Origin of the sequence: Nocardia sp. NPDC058244, from assembly GCF_042882065.1 — a bacterium.
Classification (GTDB): domain Bacteria; phylum Actinomycetota; class Actinomycetes; order Mycobacteriales; family Mycobacteriaceae; genus Nocardia.
Genome location: NZ_JBHVWX010000014.1, coordinates 87443 through 105999 on the forward strand (window position 1 = coordinate 87443; position 18557 = coordinate 105999).

The following is an 18557-nucleotide window of genomic DNA, read 5'->3' on the forward strand; positions in this document are numbered from 1 at the left end:
GCGCCCACCTGCTGGTTAGGCAACCCTATGTGACGTAAGGCAAACGCCTGAACCAAGATCGAGGTTGCACGTTCAACCCAAACGGTGCTACCCATTCACCCGAACGGTGGCGGGGCGTGCACCGTTCCAATCCGAAGCCTGCACCGGAGAATCTGGAGCTCGATCGTGACCGATCCACAGTGGCTCGATGATGTCGAAATGCGCGCCTGGCTGGGCTACGTGCGGACCCGCGACCTGATCGCCGCGGCGATCGGACGTGACGCGGGCCGGGCGGCCGACCTCAGCTGGGTCGAGTACTCGGTGCTCGTGTACCTGGCCGACGCGCCGGGACAGCGCCTGACCTTCGCCGATCTGGCGGGCGCGCTGGAATGGTCGCAGAGCAGGCTCTCGCACCAGATCACCCGCATGCAGAAGCGCGGGCTGGTGATCAGGGAGACGATGCCGCACGACCAGCGCCGCACCGTCGCCCGGCTGACGACCGCGGGTGGGCAACTGCTCACCACGGCCGCGCCGGCGCACGTGCGCAGCGTGCGACGGCACATGATCGACGTGCTCGACCGCGGCCAGCTGGCCGCCCTGGCCGAGATCTACGACGTGCTGATCAACCACCATCGCAGCGCGGCAGGCGGATTCGATCCGACCGGACGGGGCAGCGCAGCCACCAGGGCCCCCGAGCCCGCCCCTGACCCGGCCTGAGCGCTACGACCCGGAGCTGCCGCCGGAGTCGGGGCGACTGGTGCCCAGCCCGCCGCGCTGGACCGTACCGCCCGCCTCCGGCACGCCACGGTCGTAGACGCCCGTGCCGGACGGCCGCAGGAAGCTGCCCGCGGCGAGCGCCACGGCGGCTCCGATCGCGGGGTAGACCAGCGTATCGGTGTGCTGGTACCAGAAATTGGCGTAGCGGCTGTCGGTGGTGTCGCACTGCCCGTCGGCCACCCGGGTCGAGGAGGTGGTGTCCACGCAGATGCCCACCGCGGTCGGCTGCGCGGAGGCACTGGTGGTGGGCCGAGCCGAGGTCGTCGTGGTCGGCCGCGCGGTCGTGGTCGGCCGGACCGTGCTGGTCACCGGCGGCTTCACCGAGGTGGTCGCCGCGCGGTGCGCGGACGCGTCGGTGCCGCAGCCCGCCGACACCAGCGCCATCGCGACCACGGCGGGCAGCGTGCAGGACACGCTGCGCGACTTCATGATTCGGGCACGCCGAGGGCCCGTTCGAACCCGGCGGGCACGATGATGTCGCCGCGGTCGAGGTCGGCGATCGAGGTCTTGCGCAGGCCGAGCAGCGCCGAATCGATACCGCCGCGCAGGATGTCGAGCACGTTCTCCACGCCCGCCTGGCCGTTGGCGGCCAGGCCCCACAGGTAGGCGCGGCCGATCAGCACCGCGCGGGCGCCGAGGGCCACGGCCTTGACCACATCGCTGCCGCGGCGGATGCCACCGTCGAGGACGACCTCGATCTGGTCGCCGACCGCGTCCGCGAGCACCGGCAGCGCCCGGATGGCGGCCGGGGTGCCGTCGAGGTTGTTGCCGCCGTGGTTGGACACCGAGATGCCGGCCACGCCCGCGTCGACCGCGCGCAGCGCGTCGTCGACCCGCATGACGCCCTTGAGCAGCACCGGGCCGTCCCAGTTCGCGCAGATCCAGGCGACGTCGTCCCAGTCGGGCGCCGGGGTCTGCATCCATTCGCCGTAGGCGCCGAAGAAGCCCGGCGCCGCGCCGCCGCCGACGGCCATGTTGGGCGCGGTGAGGTCGGGAATCGAGCCGGAGCGCAGGTAGGTGGCGAGCCAGCGCGGGCGCGCCAGGGTCTGCGGCGCGAACTTCATCATCGTGCGCAGGTTCAGCGACTCCGGGATCACCGGGCTGCCCCAGTCGCGACCGTGCGAGAAAGACCAGTCCAGGGTCAGGATGAGCCCGACCGCGCCGGCCGCCTTCGCCCTGGCCATCCGCTCCAGGATCTGGTCCTTGTTGCCACACCAGTACAGCTGGAACAGCGTCGACGGGTTGGCCGCGACGACCTCTTCGATCGGCTTGCTCGCGAACGAGCTCAGGCCCATGGCGATGCCGCGCGCGGCCGCCGCCCTGGCCACGGCGACCTCACCGTCGGGGTGCACCGCCTGCACGCCGGTGGGCGAGATCAGCACCGGCATCGAGACCTGCTGGCCGAGCACCGTGGTCGACTGGTCGCGCTCGCCGATCGGGCCGGCGCAGTGCGGGGCGAAGCCGAGTTCGGTGAACGCGGTCTGGTTGTCCTCGATGGTCTGGCCGCGTTCGGAGCCCGCGATCAGCGCCCCGTACACCGATTTCGGCAGGCGCTTGCGGGCGCGGCGCTGCGCCTCGGCGACGGTCTCGAACCAGGGATTCATCGACGTGATCCTTCCTCAGGAACCTGGGGCCACCAGCGGCCCAGGTCGGTCAGCAGTGCGGTGGTTGCCGCGTTCAGCAGCGCGGCGCCTTCGCCTGCGCTCGACCCGGTGGGGTCACCGAGAATTCCGTTGGGGCTCACCGCCCGCACACCGCCGGCGCGCAGCAGCGGCAGCAGCTCGGCCAGCGGGCGCCGGTCCCCCGGTTCGGCCAGCTCGGCGCGCACCAGGTCGGGCGCCAGCGCGAGCTGGATCGAGGTCTCGGCGCGGCCCGCGTGCGGGTCGCCGCCGTACCCGGGCGAGAACAGGCGCACGTCGCGCGACTCCGCGCGCAGCAGGGTGACCGCGCGCCGCAGCGCCTCGACGTTGCCGCCGTGCCCGTTGACCAGCACGATCCGGTCGAAGGTGTCGGTGGCCGACCGGCACAGCTCGACGACGAGCAGTTCCAGCGCGGCCTGCCCGATCGACAGGGTGCCCGCGAAGCCCGCGTGCTCTCCGCTGGCGCCGTAGGGCACCGGCGGGGCGACCAGCACGTCGGACCGCGCGGCGGCCACCCGCGCGCAGACGGCGGCGGCGATGTCGGTATCGGTGGACAGGGGCAGGTGGGGGCCGTGTTGCTCGGTGGCGCCGAGCGGGATGACCAGGATCACTCCCGCGGCGGCACATGTGCCCGCCTCGGGCCATGTGAGGTGGGCCACGAACATGATCCCGAGATTAACGACAGTCACTGACATAATCAAGAGCGCGGGATTCCCTACTCTGTATCCATGTCCGCCCCGTCTCCGCGCGCTCATCGCGGTCGCCCGCCGCGCACCACGCGCCGCGAACTCGAAGTCATCGCGATGAAGTTGTTCGCCGAGCACGGCTTCGACGACATCACCGTCGAGCGCATCGCGGCCGAGGCCGGCGTCAGCGAACGCACCTTCTTCCGGTACTTCCCCAGCAAGGCCGAGGTGCTCTGGCACCAGTTCGACAACGAGGTCGCCGACCTGCGCGACGCGTTCGCCGCGGTCCCCGACGACGAGCCGATGATGGCGGCCGTGCGCCGAATCGTGGTGGCGGCCAACAGATATCGCGCCGAGGACATCCCCGAACTGCGCACCAGGATGCGCCTGGTCTCCGGGGTGCCCGCGCTCTCGGCGGGCGCGGGCGCGCACTACGACGCCTGGGAACGCGCGGTCGGCGAGTTCGCCGCCCGCCGCCTCGGCACCACCGCCGGTGACCTGGTCCCGCTGGCCGTCGGCCGCACCACCCTCGCGGCCGCGCGGGCCGCGTTCGACGCCTGGCTCGAACGCGGCGACACCGATCTGACGAGCTACCTGGACCGCGCGCTGCGGGCGCTGGAACGAGGGTTCGCCCCGGAGTAGCCAGCGCCCGCCGAGCAACCCACACGTTTGGGCGGCATCCGGGATGGGGTATGAGTAGGCTCGAGCCAAGCGCGCGGTGCGCACCAGAGAAAGCCCGTCGAAAGGGGCAGGAGTTTCCATGTCCGAGGTGTCCATGAGTCTTTCGGCGGATTCGCTGCCGGCGCGCCCGGTAGACAACTTGCTGCCGCAACTGGTCGAGCACCTCCGGCAGAACCGCACCGGACTGCGCGAGGAGTGGGCACGCCGCATCACCGAGGCCGAGCTGCTGACGGCCATGACCCCGGAGGAGATCTTCTCCGAGGCCACGTCGATGTACGACAACTACGTCGAGGTGCTCGTCACCGGTAGCGTCGAGGCCCTGCAGGCCTACGCGCGCGACCTGTCCGAGCGCATCATTCCGCGAGGCGTCGAGACCGACGAGGTCCTCGGTATCGTGCTGCTGCTGCGCGACGTGCTGGCCCGCTCGCTGTTCGAGAAGTACCAGGCCGATTTCGACCTGCTCAACCAGGTCCTCGACGCCTACGAACCGGCCGCCAACCGCATCGCCAGCACCGTGGCCATCTCGTTCGTGCAGGAGCGCGAGCGCGTCATCCGCCAGCAGCAGGAAGCCATCCGCGAGCTGTCCACCCCGGTGCTCCAGGTGCGCGAGCAGCTGCTCATCCTGCCGATCATCGGTGTGCTCGACTCCCAGCGCGCCCGCCAGCTCACCGAGCAGCTGCTGCGCGCCATCCGCGCCAACCGCGCCAAGGTCGTCGTCATCGACATCACCGGTGTGCCCGCGATCGACTCCGTGGTGGCCAACCACCTCGTGCAGACCGTCGACGCCTCGGGCCTGATGGGCGCCAACGTCATCATCACCGGCCTGTCCTCGGAGATCGCGCTCACGCTGGTGACCATCGGCCTCGACCTGTCGAAGATGAACGCGGTCGGCGACCTGCAGGGCGGTATCGAAGAGGCCGAGCGCCTGCTCGGGTACGAGGTCTCCCGGGTCACCGAGCGCCTGAGCGAACGAGACGGACGCTGAGCTAGCCACCATGCCGGTACCCATTCTCAAACAGGGCACGTTCCTGATCGCTTCGGTGCAGTCGGCCCTGACCGACAGCGACACCGAGCGGCTCCAGGACGACCTCATGAAGCAGGTCAGCCGCTATCGGGCTACCGGCATCGTCGTCGATGTCACCGCGATCGACGTGATGGACTCCTTCGCCGCGCGCTCGCTGCGCACCATCGCGCACATGACCCAGCTGCGCGGAGCCGAAACCGTCATCGTCGGGCTCCAGCCCGAAGTCGCGTTCGCGATGGTCCAGCTGGGCCTGACCTTCGAGGACATGCACACCGCGCTGGACCTGGAGGAAGGCCTGGCCTGGCTGAACCGTCTGCCGAGCAGGCGACGAGACGGTCGTGACAGTGGCCGCTGAGCAGGTGGCCATCGCGGTCAAAGTCTCCGAAGACATCGTCACCGCACGCCAGGCCGGACACGAGCTGGCCGCGGCCCTGGGTTTCACCCTCACCGACCGGACCATGATCTCCACCGCGATCTCGGAGATCGCGCGCAACATCACCAGCTACGCGGGCAGCGGCGAGATCCGGTTGCTCGTCGACCTGCGCGACGGCCGACGTTCCCTCGTCGTACAGGCGGAAGACCAGGGACCGGGCATCCGCGATATCGCGCGCGCCCTGGAGGACGGCTATTCCACCGGCCGCGGACTCGGGCTGGGCCTGCCCGGCGCGCGCAGGCTGATGGACGGCCTCACCATCGATTCCGCCCCCGGCCGCGGGACGTTGATCGAGATGTGGAAGTGGGTACCCGACGGTGCATGAAGACGGGATCATCGGCCGCACGGAATGGTCGACGGCCGGTCGGGCACTGCCCGGGCAGGACGTCTCGGGCGATCGCGCGGTCATCCTCGACACCGGTGACGGCGGTGCGCTGTTCGGCGTCCTCGACGGCCTCGGGCACGGCGCGGCCGCGGCCGACGCCGCCGATCGCGCGATGGTCATCCTGTCCGAGAATCGCGGCGAACCGCTGGACGTGCTGATGGTGCTGTGTCATCGCGCGATGGTCGAAACCCGCGGCGCCGCGGTCTCGCTGGCACTGATGGGTCCGGGCGAGACCCTGCAGTGGCTCGGCGTCGGCAATGTCGAGTCGCGCTTGCTGACGCTCGGCCCGGCCGGTCCGGAGCTACGCGCGACGATGCTGCTCACCGGCGGCATCGTCGGCTACCGGCTGCCCTCGCACCTGCAACCCCAGACCCTGCCGATCCGGCCGGGTGACCTGCTGCTGATGGCCACCGACGGAATCGTCTCGGTGGGCCCGGAGTCGATCGATCTGGCGCGTCCGGCCACCCAGATCGCCGGTGATCTGCTCGCCCGCGATGCCAAGGACACCGACGACGCCCTGGTCCTCGCGGCCCGTTTCCGCGGAGCCTGTCCATGAGAGGTTGCCGATGAGCGCTGTCCTGGCCGCATTTCTCGACGACTACTCGGCTGCCCTGGGCCGCCACGTCGCCGCGCCCGGCCAGGCGGGCCTCACCGAGGGCTACGACCTCGGCAGGCGTGCCCTCGTCGAGGGCATCAGCCTGCTCGACCTCACCGAGCACCATTTCCGCGCGGTCGCCGCGTACACCGACGAGGCGGCGGATTCGCGCAGCGCCGAGGTGGCGCTGGAGTTCCTGCTTCAGACGATGGCCGCGCTCGACATCGCCACCCGCGGCTATCTCGACGGCACCCGCCGCTACGAGCAACAGCGTTCGCGCGCCGAGGATCTCGCCGGCCGCGACGCGTTCCGCACCGCGCTGGTCGAGTCCCTGCAGGACGGGTTCTTCGTCGCCGACGACCACGGCACCATCGTCGAGGTGAACTCCGCCTTCGGCGTGCTCACCGGTTACGGCGCGGACGCGGTCCCCTACCCGGTGCCACATCCCTGGGCCCTGCCGGATCGGGCGGGCTACCCCCAGATCGGTACGGAGGCATCCCGTTTCGTGATGCCGGTGCGGCATCGCGACGGTCGGGAACGCTGGCTGGCGGTGAGCGCGAGCTCGCTGGTGAAGCAGGAGGACAACGAGGAGATCTTCGTCGGCACCGTGCGCGACGTGACCGCCGAACACGACGCGCAGGCCCGCGATCAGGCGGCCTCGCGGCTGGCGACCGCCGTCGGCGCGGCCACCAGCATGGTGGAGGTGCTCGAGGTCGGGCTCGACGAGCTGCGCCGGACGATGGGCGCGCGGACCGCGCTGGTCGCGGTCTGGCCGAGCCGGACCGGGCAGCCGGACGTGTACTCCTGTGGCGAACCGCCCGCCGGCGCACCGGAAAGCAGCGCGGGCGCACCGCAGTTCGTCGCCGCGCCGGTCGCGGGACCGACCGGCCGGGTCGTCCTCGACGAGGAGGTCCGCGCCCTGGTCGATCGGGCTCGCAGGCAGCCCGCCCGTGGCCTGTCCGCCATCACCGGCGAGGACGGCGGCGTCGACGCCGTGGTCGCGCCGCTCGGCGAGACCGGCGACGCGGCCCTGTGGGTGCGTTTCGGGGCGCCGCGCGCGATCAGCGCCGCGGACTGGGCGCTGTACTCGCTGCTGGTCGGCCATCTCAGCGTCGCGCTGCAGCGCGCCCGCAACTTCGACCAGGCCCGCGCGACCTCGCTCACCCTGCAACGCGCGATGCTCGGCCCGATCGAGCTGCCGCCGCGGTTCTCGGTGCACTACGAGCCGGCGCTGCCGCCGCTCGAGATCGGTGGCGACTGGTACGACGTGGTGCCGCTGCGCGACGGCACCATCGGCGTCGTGGTGGGCGACTGTGTCGGCCGTGGCCTCTCGGCCGCCGTCGTGATGGGCCAATTGCGTACGGCCGCACGGGCATTGCTGCTGCGCGGCGCCGGTCCGGCGCAGCTGCTGGCCGAGCTCGACGCCGTCGCCGCCCGGATCCCCGGCGCCATGTGCACCACGGTGTGCGCGGCGGTGCTCGATCCCGAGCGCGGCATGGTCCGCTACTCCAACGCCGGTCACATGCCGCCCATCCTGGCACCGCCCGGGGGCACCGGCCGGGTACTCGACGGCGGAAGGGCGGTGCCGCTGGCCACCTTCGACACCCCGCGCAGGCCCGAGGCCACCACGGCACTGCCGCCGGGCGCGACGCTGGTGCTGTTCACCGACGGCCTGGTCGAACAGCGCGGGTACGACATCGAAGAGGGCTTCGTCAAGATCGCCGGGGTGCTCAGCGAGACCGGTGCCGCGCTGCCCCGTGACGTCGCCGACGCCGTGCTGTCGCGCCTGTGTCCGCCCGCCGGCTACGACGACGACGTCGCCATGGTCGTCTACCGCCAGCCGCCGGAACCACTGCACCTCGACATCCCCGCCGCCGCAGCGGAATTGACCGGGCTGCGGCGCAACCTCTACCGCTGGTTCGCCACCGCCGCGGTCCCGCACGATCTGGCCGCCGACCTCGTCGCGGCCGCCAACGAGGCGTGCAGCAACAGCGTCGAGCACGCCTACCGCGATGCCGAGCCCGGCCGGGTCACGCTCACCGCCACGTGTGAGGGCGACCGGGTGGTCATCGAGGTCGCCGATTCGGGCCGCTGGGTCCCCACCCCGACCGACCCCGGCTTCCGCGGGCGCGGCGTGGAGATGATGCGTGTGCTCACCGAGGACCTGGAATTCGGCCACGACGAGAAGGGCACGCGCGTCCGCATGTGGGTCACGCTCCCGTCGATCACCTTTCCCACTGCGAATCCGCTGCGCGGATCGACCCGGCCTGCGGGGCAGGCGGCCAACAATACATTCCGATAACGGCCCGCGGACGCGCCGTGTCGACCGCCGTCGCGGTCACCCGGGCAGCCACGGAGAACGGCGGGGCGAATTCCCTCCCCCGACACCGTCGGATCGACCCGAATACCCGCCGTGACCTGCTGGTTCGAAACCCCTATAACGATTCTTCCGCGCGCCGACAAATCCTTGTCCGCACAAATCCCGGTTTGCTACGGTGTGGATGCATTTCCACACCGAGCCTGGTGTGATCCCGGATATTCCAGCGATCTTCCCGCAGTCCGGAGTACGGGCCTTCCGCCCATTCTGCACAACATCGATGAAGCCGCGCGCTGCGCCGCTTTGGGTTCTCCTGCGGGCCGATCATCCGACTGAAGGGAGAGATTCATGTTTTCCGGTTTTCTGGGTGACCTCCTCGACGTAATCATCACGTTGATCGAGACGCTGTCGGGCTAGCAACAGCAGCGATCCCGGGACGCCCCCAACCTCGTCCCGGGATCAGCTGTGCGCCGCGAGCCCTACGTCCGCGCGGTCGTGTCGTAGGCCTCGACATCGAAGGTCTTCAGCATCCGCTCGAAGCGGAAGCTGAAGTCCGGCCAGAGCCGGGAGTGCCGCCCGAGCTCGTCGACGAACCAGCTCGTGCAGTCCCCCGCGTTCCACACGGTGCCGGCGAATTTCGTCTGTAGCTCCCGGTTGTACTCGGTCTGCGCCTGCGCGCGTACCTCCACCGTGCGCAGCCCGCGCGCCTCCATCGTCGTGATCGCGTCGACGATGTAGTTGATCTGCGATTCGATGGTGAACACCGCCGAGGTGTAGCTCAGCGCCGCGTTCGGCCCGATCATCAGGAACATGTTCGGGAAGTTCGCGATGGTGGTGCCCTTGTACACGCTGAGCCCGTCCGCGCCGAACACCTCCGCCAGCGTGCGCCCGTCCCGGCCGGTGATCAGGTCGTAGGTCGGCGAATCGGTGATCTCGAAGCCGGTCGCCAGCACGATCGCGTCGACCTCGCGTTCGGTGCCGTCGTTCGCGACGATCGACTGCTCCCTGATCTCCTTGATGCCGTCGGTGACCACGTCGACGTTCGGGCGCGCCAGGGCCGGGTAGTACTCGTTGGAGATCAGCATCCGCTTGCAGCCGAGCCGGTAGTTCGGCGTCACCTTGCGGCGCAACGCCGCGTCCCGGATCACCCACCACAGCTTCAGCCGGGCACCGGCGGCGAAGATGTCGGCCAGCGGCGGGTACTTCGACTGCCAGAGCACGAACGACTCACGCAGCCAGTACACCCCCGCGCGGGCCAGCCGCTGCGACCCCGGAACGTGGCGGTACCAGAGGCGTTCGGGCAGCGTGTAGCGATGACCGAGGCGCGGCAGCACCCACGGCGCGCTGCGCTGGTACACCTCGAGCCGGCCCACCCGCTCCGCGATCGACGGCACGATCTGGATCGCCGAGGCGCCGGTCCCGACGACCGCCACCCGCTTGCCGGTCAGGTCGACGTCGTGATCCCAGCGCGCGGAGTGGAACATCGCGCCGCGAAACGTGGTGATGCCCTTGATATCGGGCGGCTTCGGCGCACTGAGCGGACCCGCCGCCGACACCATGATGTCGGCGGTGAACGCGCCACGGGCGGTCTGGATGTCCCAGCGCGCCGCCGCCGGGTTCCAGCGCGCGTCGGTCACCTCGCAGTCGAGCAGGATCGCCTCGCGCACCCCTTCCCGGTCGACCGTGTCCTGGACGTACCGCTGGATCTGCGGCTGGGTCGAGAACGAGTGCGTCCAGTCCGGATTCGGCGCGAACGAGTACGAATACAGCTGCGACGGCACGTCACAGCCCGCGCCGGGATAGGTGTTGTCCCGCCAGGTGCCGCCGATGTCGCCCGCGCGCTCGAAGACGACGAAGTCGGTGATCCCGAGCCGGCGCAGCCGCATGGCCACGCCGAGCCCGGCGAACCCGGCCCCGATGATCGCCACCCGCACGTGGCGCCGAGGCGTGTCGGTCACCGCGTCGACGCCGTGGTGTCGTAGGCCTCGATGTCGAAGTGACGCACCAGCTTCCGGTACCGGAAGCTGAAGTCCGGCCACAGCGCGGAGTTGTTGCCGTGCTTGTCGAGGAACCAGCTGGTGCAGCCACCGTTGACCCACACGGTGCGGGCCATCTTCGGCTCGAGCGCCTTGTTGTAGGCGCGCTGGGTGTCCACCTTCACCTCGAACGACTGCAGACCGCGCGCCCGCATGGTGGCGATCGCGTCGACGATGTAGTTGATCTGCGACTCGATGATGTAGATCAGCGAGGTGTAGTTCAGCCCGGAGTTGGCGCCGAGCATGAAGAACATGTTCGGGAAGTTGGCGACCGTGGTGCCCTTGTACATCTGGTAGCCCTCGGCGTCGGCCGCCTCCGACACCGTCCGGCCGTCGCGACCGGTGTACAGGTTGAACGTCGGCGAATCCGCCACGTGGAACCCGGTGGCCAGGACGATGGCGTCGACCTCGCGTTCGGTGCCGTCCTCGGTGACGATCGAGCGCGCACGCACCTCGGCGATGCCGTCGGTGACCAGATCCACGTTGTCGCGGTCGAGCGCGCCGTAGAACTTGTTCGAGACCAGCATGCGCTTGCAGCCGACGCGGTGCGTGGGCAGCACCTTGCGCCGCTTCTCCGGGTCGCGGATCTCGAGCCGCATCTTCACCCGCCCGACGGCCTCGAGCAGCAGGCCGGTCCACGGGTACTTCACCTGGGTGATCACGAACAGTTCGCGCGTGGTGTAGATCAGCGCGCGGATCAGCCGTTGCAGGCCGGGCACGTGCTCGAACGCGAAGCGTTCCGGCGCCAGGTAGGGCCGGTTCAGCTGCGGCATCACCCAGGTCGCGGTGCGCTGGTACACATCCAGCCGTTCCACCTCGGGCGCGATCGACGGGACGATCTGCACGGCGGAGGACCCGGTGCCGATGACGGCGACCTTCTTGCCCGCCAGGCTCGCGTCGTGGTTCCACCGTGCCGAGTGGAAGATCTCGCCCTCGAAGCTCGAGATCCCCTTGATGTCGGGCAGATTCGGCTCGGCGAGCACGCCCGCGGCCGACACGACGAAGTCGGCGGTGAAGCCGCCGTCGCTGGTGTCGACCTCCCACCGGCCGTCGGCGTCGATCCAGCGCGCCGCGGTCATCGCGCAGTCGAACTTGTGCTTGTCGCGCACGCCGTACCGGTCGGCCACCTCGCGCAGGTACCGCTCGATCTCGGCCTGCGGCGAGAACGACCGGGACCAGCCCGGATTCAGCGCGAACGAGTACGAGTACAGGTGCGAGGGCACATCGCAGCCCGCGCCCGGATAGGTGTTGTCGCGCCAGGTGCCGCCCACATCGGGGCCGCGCTCGATGACCAGGTAGTCGGTCATCCCGTGCTGGCTGAGCCGGATCGCCGTGCCGAGGCCGGACAGGCCGCTCCCGACGATGAGGACCTGCACGTGCCTGCGGGTGGTGTCGCCGGCGGGCCGGTCGTCCACGGTCGTGGAAGTGTCGTTACTGCTCATGGGGCGACCTCAGCGGGATTCGTAGATGCGTTTGTGGCCGGAGACGGCGGAGAGCCGGTACGGACGGCGGGTCTCCTCCGGCATGGCGTGGTAGGCGCCGTCGCTGGGCGAGGTGGCCTCGTGCAACTCGCGGTAGTGCTCGTAGCCGATCAGTTCGCGCGAGTCGATCGCGGTGCGGTTCGCCTCGGTCCGCAGGTGCTCGCGGTAGCCGGGTTGCACGGTGCCACTGAAGAATTCGGCGACGCTGCCCGAGCCGTAGCTGATCATGGCCAGTGGCCGTCCGGTCAGGTCGTCGGCGTAGTCGAGCAGCGCGGCCAGGCCCAGGTAGAGCGAGGCAGTGTAGCTGTTGCCGACCGTGCGGTTGTAGCGGGTGGTGTCGCCGATGGCGGCCTCGATCTCGGCGGCGTCGGCGGTGTGGCCCTGGCTCTCCAGCAGGTGCCGGTGCGCCTTGTAGGCCATCTTGGTGAAGGGCTGGTGGTAGCAGAACGCGGCGAACTCCGACAGCTCGCGGCCGCCCTGGCGCCGGTAGTCGGTCCAGGCTTCCTGCGCGGCCTTCTGGTAGGCGTTGACCGAGGTCTTGCCGTCCACGATGGCGGCGCTGCGGTAGTTCGGGCGCCAGAAGTCCATGATGTCGGCGCTGTACAGCCCGGAATGCGGATCCAGTTGCAGGATGGCCGGATTCGCGGTGATCAGCATCGCCACCGCGGCCGCGCCCTGGGTCGGCTCGCCCGGGGAGTCCAGATCGTACTTGGCGATGTCGGCCGCGATGACCAGCACCCGCTGGGCCGGATCACGCGCGATCAGGCCCGCGGCGAACTGCAGGCCCGCGGTGCCGCCGTAGCAGGCCTGCTTGAGCTCGACCACGCGCGCGGCGTTGGGCAGCCCGATCAGCGAATGCAGGTACAGCGCGGCGGCTTTGGACTGGTCGACACCGGTCTCGGTGGCCAGCAGCACGGTGCGGATGTTGTCGGTGCCGTGCCGCTCGAGGATGGGCTTGGCCGCGGCCGCGGCGATGGTGACGATGTCCTCGTCGGCCGCGGCGACACTCATCTTCTCCTGGCCGATGCCCAGGTAGAACTTGTCACGGTCGACGCCGAGCCGCTCGGCGAGCACGGCGTGGTCGAGGGCGTAGTGGGTGGTCGCGAAGGACAGGTCGTGGATGCCGACCGAGGATGTGTTCATCGTTGTGTTCCGTTGCTCGTGGTGGACCGCTCGAATTGGGTGTGGGCGCGCATCAATTCACCGCGATTGGTCTGCGCGGCCATCAGCGACAGCTCGCCGCACAGCACGGTCGCCGCCGCGATGACGGCGAGCCTGCGGGCGTTCTCGCCGGGCTCCCGGTCTTCCCGGCAGCCCAGACGTTCGAGGTTCTCGTCCACGAAGCTCGCGTGCTTGCCGTTGCCGACGGTGCCGACGATGAGGTTGGGCAGCGTGCACGAGAAGTACAGGTCACCGTCGCGGTCCTCGGCGTGGGTGACGCCCTGGGAGCCCTCGACGATGTTCGCGGCGTCCTGCCCGGTGGCCAGGTAGAACGCCAGCAGCATGTTCGCGTAATGCGCGTTGGCGGACCGGATTCCACCCGCGAGCAGGGTGCCGATCAGGTTCTTGCGGATATTGAGTTCCACCACCTGCCGCGCGGTGGTGTGCAGGCGCTGCTGCACCACCTCGCGCGGGATCAGCAGTTCGGTCACCACGTTCTTGCCGCGGCCGAGGATGCCGTTGACCGCGGTGGCCTTCTTGTCGGTGCAGAAGTTGCCCGAGATGGAGCCGTAGCGCACGCCGGCGACCGTGGTCAGGATGTGGTCCATCAGGTGGTCGCTGGCCAGGGTGGCCATGTTGTGGCCCGACGCGTCGCCGGTGCTGAATTCGAACCGCAGGAACAGCAGGTTGCCGTTGATCTGGTGGTGCAGGTCGATCAGGCGGGCGAAGCGGCTGCTGCCGGTGACGACCTCCTGCAGCTCGGCGAAGCGATCCTTCAGCTGCCGGACCGCGGTGAGCGCGGTGTAGGCGTCGTCGGCCTCGAGCAGGATCGAGCGGGTCATCCGCTCGTCGACGAGCGTGGAGACGATGCCGCGCTCGGTGAGGGTGGAGATCCGCGCGCCACGACCGACCGAGGGCCACAGAGGCGTTTCGTAGGTGGCCAGGGGCACGTCGACGGCATCGTCGACGACATTGCCCGTGATGCGCAAGGGCCCCACCCACTGCAGCGGGACCGCTGCGTACGACATGTCATTCATCGATGACTCCTCCTCGATCTTTCGATTCGCGCCACCAGGGACTCCGGTGGGCAAGGGACGCCGCGTCGATGCCGCGCAGTGCGCAGAACGCCGCCACGTCCCCGGTGATCAGCAGGTCGCAGCCGGCCAGGTCGGCCGGGGTGCGGGCGCCGAGCACGGTCAGGATCTGGCGCAACTGGTCGAGCCAGGTACGGATCTGCTCGACGAGCGCGTCGGTGTCCTGACGCACGACGGTGTCCAGGAAGGCGCCGGCGACCCCGGTCGCGGCGGCGCCGAGCGCGAGCGCCCTGGCGATGTCGAGCGGCGATCGGATACCGCCGGACGCGGCGATATCGATGCCGTCGATCCCGGCGCAGTCGAGCAGGCAGGTGGGGGTGGACTGCCCCCAGCTCTCGATGAAGGCGAAGTCGGCGGCGGGGCGCCGCTCGTTCTCGATGCGGGCGAAGTTGGTGCCACCCCGGCCGCCGACATCGGCCACCGAGACACCGGCATCGCGCAGCCAGGCCACGGTCTGCCTGCTGAGCCCGAAGCCCACCTCTTTCACGATCACCGGGACCGGGACGTGGGCGGTGATGTGCTCGATCTGCCGGGGCCACGCGCCGAAGGACCGATCGCCCTCGGGCATCACGACTTCCTGGACGGTGTTGAGGTGGATCTGCAGCGCGTCGGCCTCGAGCAGGTCGATCGCGCGGCGCACCTGATCCAGCGAGGCGGTCGCGTTGACGTTGGCCATCACGAAGCCGTGCGGATTCTCCTCGCGCAGCACCCGATAGGTGCCCGCGACCTCGGGGTCGCGGAAGTAGGCGCTCATCGACCCGGTGGCGATGGGCAGGCCGGTCTCGCGGGCGGCGATGGCCAGCTTGCGGTTGATCTCGCCGGTGTTGACGCTGCCGCCGGTCATCGCGTTGACGTAGAGCGGTGTGTCCCACTGCTTTCCGGCGATGTCGACGGCCAGCGAGACGTCCTGGCTGTCGATCCCGGCCAGCGCGTGGTGGACGAAGGTGACGTCGTCGAAGTCGTTGGCGCCGGTGTCGGCGCGGCGCTGGTTCACCGCGTGGCGAACGTGGTCGTCCTTGCGATCGGCGATCATGCGGTCTCCCCTTCGAACGGGTGGGTCCGCAACGGCAGCGGCCGGATGCCGGCGGCGACCCAACGGTCGGTCAGTTCGGTGCTCGCGGCCGGGCGGGCGCGGTCGACCAGTGCGATCCCGCAGTCGCCGCCGCCCGCGCCGGACGGTTTGGCGGCCGCGCCGACGGCGGCGCCCGCCGCGCACAGCGCGCGCAGGCGCGGCGTCATGATGCCCAGCCCGGCGCTCAGGTCGAGGTCGAGCAGGAGTTCCCTGGCGTGGTCGATCTCGCTGCCGACACCGACCGAGTCGTCGGCTTCGATCGCCGTCCGCAGACGGGTCACGCACTCGTTGCTGCGCGCGTTGAAGACGGTGCGGTCGCTCTTCGCCCGGCTCGCCGCACCGACCAATGCCGGTGTGGAGGCGGGGTTTCCGGTCCAGCCGACCCGCAGGTCGAGTCCGGTCGGGGTCGGCAGCGGGCGGATCGACAGGCCGGGCCAGGTGGCGCGCAGGGCGGCGTCGATGCCGTCGGCGGCGGCCTTCGTGGCGACCACCGCGCGGTCGGGCGAGCCGTAGGCCAGCCAGCCACCCCACGTGCTCACGGCGACATCGCCGCAGGACGCGCGGGGATTGACCGCGATCGTGGCGAGCACGGCCAGCCGGTACCGATCCATCGCGGTGAGTTCGAGCCCGTGGAAGCGGCCGAGGGCGGCGACGGTCGCGACCGTCACGGCCGCGCTCGACCCGAGACCGTACTTGCGACCGTCGGCGTCACCGAGATCGGCGGATACCGTCACTGTGTAAGCGCCGGAATCGATTCCACGCTCGGCGCGGAGCCGGTCCAGGACCGACACGGCCGCGAAGACGTACGCGAACGCGGCGGGCACGGTGGCATCGGCCGTCGCCGGGACCAGACGGTCACCGTCGCGGCCGAGAGTGAGCGAGACTCCGCCGTCCAGATCCGAGTGCAGCGTCGTGGCCGTCCCGGCGGACACCCCGGTCACCGTGGCGGTCGCGTAGCGGTCGACGGCCGTGAGCACCGCGAGATGCCCCGGCTCGACGACGGCGTACTCCCCCGCGATGAAGAGTTTGCCCGGAGCGCGACAACTGATCACCGGTCGTCGCCCCCGATCAGCCGGGCGCCCGGACCGATGTGCGCGGTCCGGGTGGTGACGAAGTCACCGAGCCCCTCGAGGGTGGCCGCGACGACGGGCGCTTCGGCGCGGGTGCAGAGCACCTTCACATTCGGGCCCGCGTCGATCGTCGCGTAGGCGGCGATGCCGTCGGCGCGCAGCGCGAGCACCGCGTCCAGGATGGCGACCGAATGCGGTGACAGATAGCGGATCCCGGGTCGCGCGGTGAGCATGGTGGCGTGCATGCCGAGGGCATTGCGCTCGGCGATCTCCCCGATCGCCGGAAGATCCCGGCGCGCGACCGCGTCGCGCATCTGGGCGAGATCGAGGACCGAGGACTCGGCCCACGGGCGGTAGAACGGCGAGGTCTCGGTGGTCTGCCGCATGGCCACCCGGCTCGACACCGCCTTGGCGCCCGCCTCGACGACGCCGACGACCAGCGCCGGGTCGAGGTCGTCGCCGCCGATCGGCTCGGCGAAGGAGCTCAGATCGCCCGCCTCGCCGTCGCCCTCGCCCGCGTGCCACACGACGAAGCCGCCGAAGATCGAGCGCGAGGCCGATCCGGAACCGCGGCGGGCCAGCCGGGACAGGGCGCGACCGTCCAGGTCGAGTCCGTAGGCGGCGGCCGCGGCGGTGGCCAGCGCGGCGAACCCACTCGCCGAGGAGGCCAGGCCCGCGCCGGTGGGACCGGCGTTGCCGGTCACCACCGCGGCGCGCTCGTCGCGGCCGGCCAGCGCGCGGACCAGGTCGAGGAAGGTCTCGACGCGGGTCAGGGCGGTGCCGGTGGCGGCGGCCTCGTTGAGCTCGACCGTGTCGGCCGGACCGTCGATCAGCCGCACCGAGGTGGTCGTCGGGAAGATGTCCAGCGTCATCGACAGGCTCCCCGTGACGGGGAGGAACAGCGTCTCGTCGCGCTTGCCCCAGTACTTGACCAGGGCGATGTTCGGGTACGCGACCGCGACGGCCTCGCCCTCACGGACGTGCTCGACCGGCCCTGTGGCGGCGACGGGGACTGCGGAAGTGGGTGTCATCGGTGGGTTTCGCGTTCCGGTCTCGAGGCGGATAGGGACAGGGCGTCCGAGCGCAGGCTCGCGGTGGGGACCGTCCAGGTCCGCACCGCGCCCGCCCGGCGCAGCGCGGTGCCGACCGCGGGCGCGAGGTCGGTCGCGGTGAGGGCGAGGACGCAGCCGCCGAGGCCGGCGCCGGTGAGTTTGGCGCCGTACGCGCCCGCGTCCAGCGCCGCGGTCACCAGGGTGTCGATATGCGGTGTGCTGACCCCGAGTTCGGTGAGCAGACGCTGGAACGCCAGCATCGTCGCGCCCAGCGCGGCGGCCTGTCCGCCCGACAGGTCGGTCGCGGCCGCGGTGATCAGGTCCGTGGCTTCGGCCAGCAGCCGATCGGCGGCCGCACGGTCCCGGTCCAGGACCCGGCGCACGCCAGCGACGGCGTGCTGGGTCGACCCCGGCACCCCGGTGTCGGCGATCACCAGCGCGGCGTCCAGTCCGACCGTCATCGGCCGGGCCGTGCCCTCGTGGAACCAGATCGGCCCGCTCGCCAGCACGGCACTGGCATCGATGCCGCTGGCCCGGCCGTGCGCGACCTGCTCGCCACACTGCACCAGCTCGTAGAGCGTGCCGGGAGCGACCGCGCGGCCGTACAGATCGGCGACCGCGCGCACCGCGGCGCCCGCGCACGCGGCACTGGAACCCAGGCCGCGGGCGAGCGGAATGTCGCACTCGACAACGACATCGACGATGTCGTCGGCGAGTCCCCAGCGCCGCAGCGCTTCCTCCACCGCGACGCGCGGTCCGGACGCGGTCCCCGCGTCACCGGTGCGGAAACGGAAGTGGCCCGCGGCGAGAACATCGGCTTCGGTACCCGCGAACGCGGGCCGGGCGACGGCGCGCACCGGCAGCGCGGGCAGCGGGAACGCGATGGCGGGAGTGCCGTGGACGACGGTGTGCTCGCCGAGCAGGATCGCCTTGGCGTAGGAGTGGCCGACGCCGGCGACGGAACCCGGGTCGGTGGAGTTGTGTCTGATGCGCTCTCGAACAGGATGACCGTTCACGTCGATTCCTCTCCCGAACTCGGGCCGGACTCGCCCAGCACGTCACCCCGAGGGGAAA

Annotated in this window: 18 protein-coding genes; 7 read left to right on the forward strand and 11 right to left on the reverse strand. The window is 70.6% G+C overall.

Annotation, left to right across the window (positions count from 1 at the left end; all coding sequences use genetic code 11):
- Positions 1-165 precede the first annotated feature (165 nt).
- A complete protein-coding gene (locus ACFVW6_RS32825; protein WP_378830375.1) occupies positions 166-696 on the forward strand; it encodes a MarR family winged helix-turn-helix transcriptional regulator in 531 nt (176 codons plus the stop codon).
- Positions 697-699: 3 nt separating this feature from the next.
- Here the strand turns inward: ACFVW6_RS32825 and ACFVW6_RS32830 are convergent, their stop codons facing one another.
- From ACFVW6_RS32830 to mftE, 3 genes are read right to left on the reverse strand one after another with little or no spacing between them, the layout of a single operon-like run.
- Positions 700-1185 (reverse strand): hypothetical protein, encoded by a 486-nt coding sequence (locus ACFVW6_RS32830; RefSeq protein ID WP_378830374.1) that lies wholly within the window; start codon positions 1183-1185, stop codon positions 700-702.
- Positions 1182-2360 carry a pre-mycofactocin synthase MftD gene (mftD, locus tag ACFVW6_RS32835; RefSeq protein ID WP_387793563.1) on the reverse strand — a complete coding sequence of 393 codons (1179 nt, stop codon included), beginning with the start codon at positions 2358-2360 and terminating at the stop codon, positions 1182-1184. Before mftD ends, ACFVW6_RS32830 begins: the two co-directional genes overlap by 4 nt.
- Entirely contained in the window at positions 2357-3061 is a 705-nt protein-coding gene (gene mftE, locus ACFVW6_RS32840) for a mycofactocin biosynthesis peptidyl-dipeptidase MftE (protein WP_378830371.1), read from the reverse strand. Before mftE ends, mftD begins: the two co-directional genes overlap by 4 nt.
- A gap of 63 nt (positions 3062-3124) precedes the next feature.
- Between mftE and mftR the strand changes: the two genes are divergently transcribed.
- The 6 genes from mftR (at position 3125) to ACFVW6_RS32870 (ending at position 8502) form a co-directional block, all read left to right on the forward strand.
- Positions 3125-3724, forward strand: a complete 600-nt coding sequence (mftR, locus tag ACFVW6_RS32845) for a mycofactocin system transcriptional regulator (protein WP_378830369.1) — start codon at positions 3125-3127, stop codon at positions 3722-3724.
- A 118-nt stretch (positions 3725-3842) separates the two neighbouring features.
- On the forward strand, positions 3843-4748 hold the full coding sequence (locus tag ACFVW6_RS32850) for an STAS domain-containing protein (RefSeq protein ID WP_218719715.1): 906 nt from the start codon (positions 3843-3845) through the stop codon (positions 4746-4748).
- 10 nt (positions 4749-4758) lie between these two features.
- Positions 4759-5142, forward strand: a complete 384-nt coding sequence (locus ACFVW6_RS32855; RefSeq protein WP_218719716.1) for an STAS domain-containing protein — start codon at positions 4759-4761, stop codon at positions 5140-5142.
- Positions 5132-5545, forward strand: coding sequence for an ATP-binding protein (locus ACFVW6_RS32860; protein ID WP_355276000.1), 414 nt, complete (start codon positions 5132-5134; stop codon positions 5543-5545). Before ACFVW6_RS32855 ends, ACFVW6_RS32860 begins: the two co-directional genes overlap by 11 nt.
- Positions 5538-6161 (forward strand): stage II sporulation protein M, encoded by a 624-nt coding sequence (locus ACFVW6_RS32865; protein WP_378830368.1) that lies wholly within the window; start codon positions 5538-5540, stop codon positions 6159-6161. Before ACFVW6_RS32860 ends, ACFVW6_RS32865 begins: the two co-directional genes overlap by 8 nt.
- Positions 6162-6171: 10 nt before the next feature.
- Positions 6172-8502: a SpoIIE family protein phosphatase gene (locus ACFVW6_RS32870; RefSeq protein ID WP_378830367.1), complete on the forward strand. Its 2331-nt coding sequence runs from the start codon at positions 6172-6174 to the stop codon at positions 8500-8502.
- Between the two features lie 494 nt (positions 8503-8996).
- On the opposite strand, the gene ACFVW6_RS32875 is transcribed toward ACFVW6_RS32870, so the two are convergent.
- The 8 genes from ACFVW6_RS32875 to mvk are packed head-to-tail and all read right to left on the reverse strand — an operon-like array spanning position 8997 to position 18499.
- Positions 8997-10475 (reverse strand): flavin-containing monooxygenase, encoded by a 1479-nt coding sequence (locus ACFVW6_RS32875; protein ID WP_378830366.1) that lies wholly within the window; start codon positions 10473-10475, stop codon positions 8997-8999.
- Positions 10472-11995, reverse strand: a complete 1524-nt coding sequence (locus tag ACFVW6_RS32880) for a flavin-containing monooxygenase (RefSeq protein ID WP_378830365.1) — start codon at positions 11993-11995, stop codon at positions 10472-10474. The genes ACFVW6_RS32875 and ACFVW6_RS32880 overlap by 4 nt, the downstream gene beginning before the upstream one ends.
- Positions 11996-12004: 9 nt before the next feature.
- On the reverse strand, positions 12005-13177 hold the full coding sequence (locus tag ACFVW6_RS32885) for a hydroxymethylglutaryl-CoA synthase (protein ID WP_378830364.1): 1173 nt from the start codon (positions 13175-13177) through the stop codon (positions 12005-12007).
- A complete protein-coding gene (locus ACFVW6_RS32890; RefSeq protein ID WP_355275610.1) occupies positions 13174-14232 on the reverse strand; it encodes a hydroxymethylglutaryl-CoA reductase in 1059 nt (352 codons plus the stop codon). The genes ACFVW6_RS32885 and ACFVW6_RS32890 overlap by 4 nt, the downstream gene beginning before the upstream one ends.
- Positions 14225-15322, reverse strand: a complete 1098-nt coding sequence (gene fni, locus ACFVW6_RS32895) for a type 2 isopentenyl-diphosphate Delta-isomerase (protein WP_365013240.1) — start codon at positions 15320-15322, stop codon at positions 14225-14227. Before fni ends, ACFVW6_RS32890 begins: the two co-directional genes overlap by 8 nt.
- Positions 15319-16413: a phosphomevalonate kinase gene (locus tag ACFVW6_RS32900; protein ID WP_378830362.1), complete on the reverse strand. Its 1095-nt coding sequence runs from the start codon at positions 16411-16413 to the stop codon at positions 15319-15321. Before ACFVW6_RS32900 ends, fni begins: the two co-directional genes overlap by 4 nt.
- Positions 16410-17462 carry a diphosphomevalonate decarboxylase gene (gene mvaD / locus ACFVW6_RS32905; RefSeq protein WP_378830361.1) on the reverse strand — a complete coding sequence of 351 codons (1053 nt, stop codon included), beginning with the start codon at positions 17460-17462 and terminating at the stop codon, positions 16410-16412. The genes ACFVW6_RS32900 and mvaD overlap by 4 nt, the downstream gene beginning before the upstream one ends.
- Positions 17459-18499 (reverse strand): mevalonate kinase, encoded by a 1041-nt coding sequence (gene mvk / locus ACFVW6_RS32910; protein WP_378830360.1) that lies wholly within the window; start codon positions 18497-18499, stop codon positions 17459-17461. Before mvk ends, mvaD begins: the two co-directional genes overlap by 4 nt.
- Positions 18500-18557: the final 58 nt, after the last annotated feature.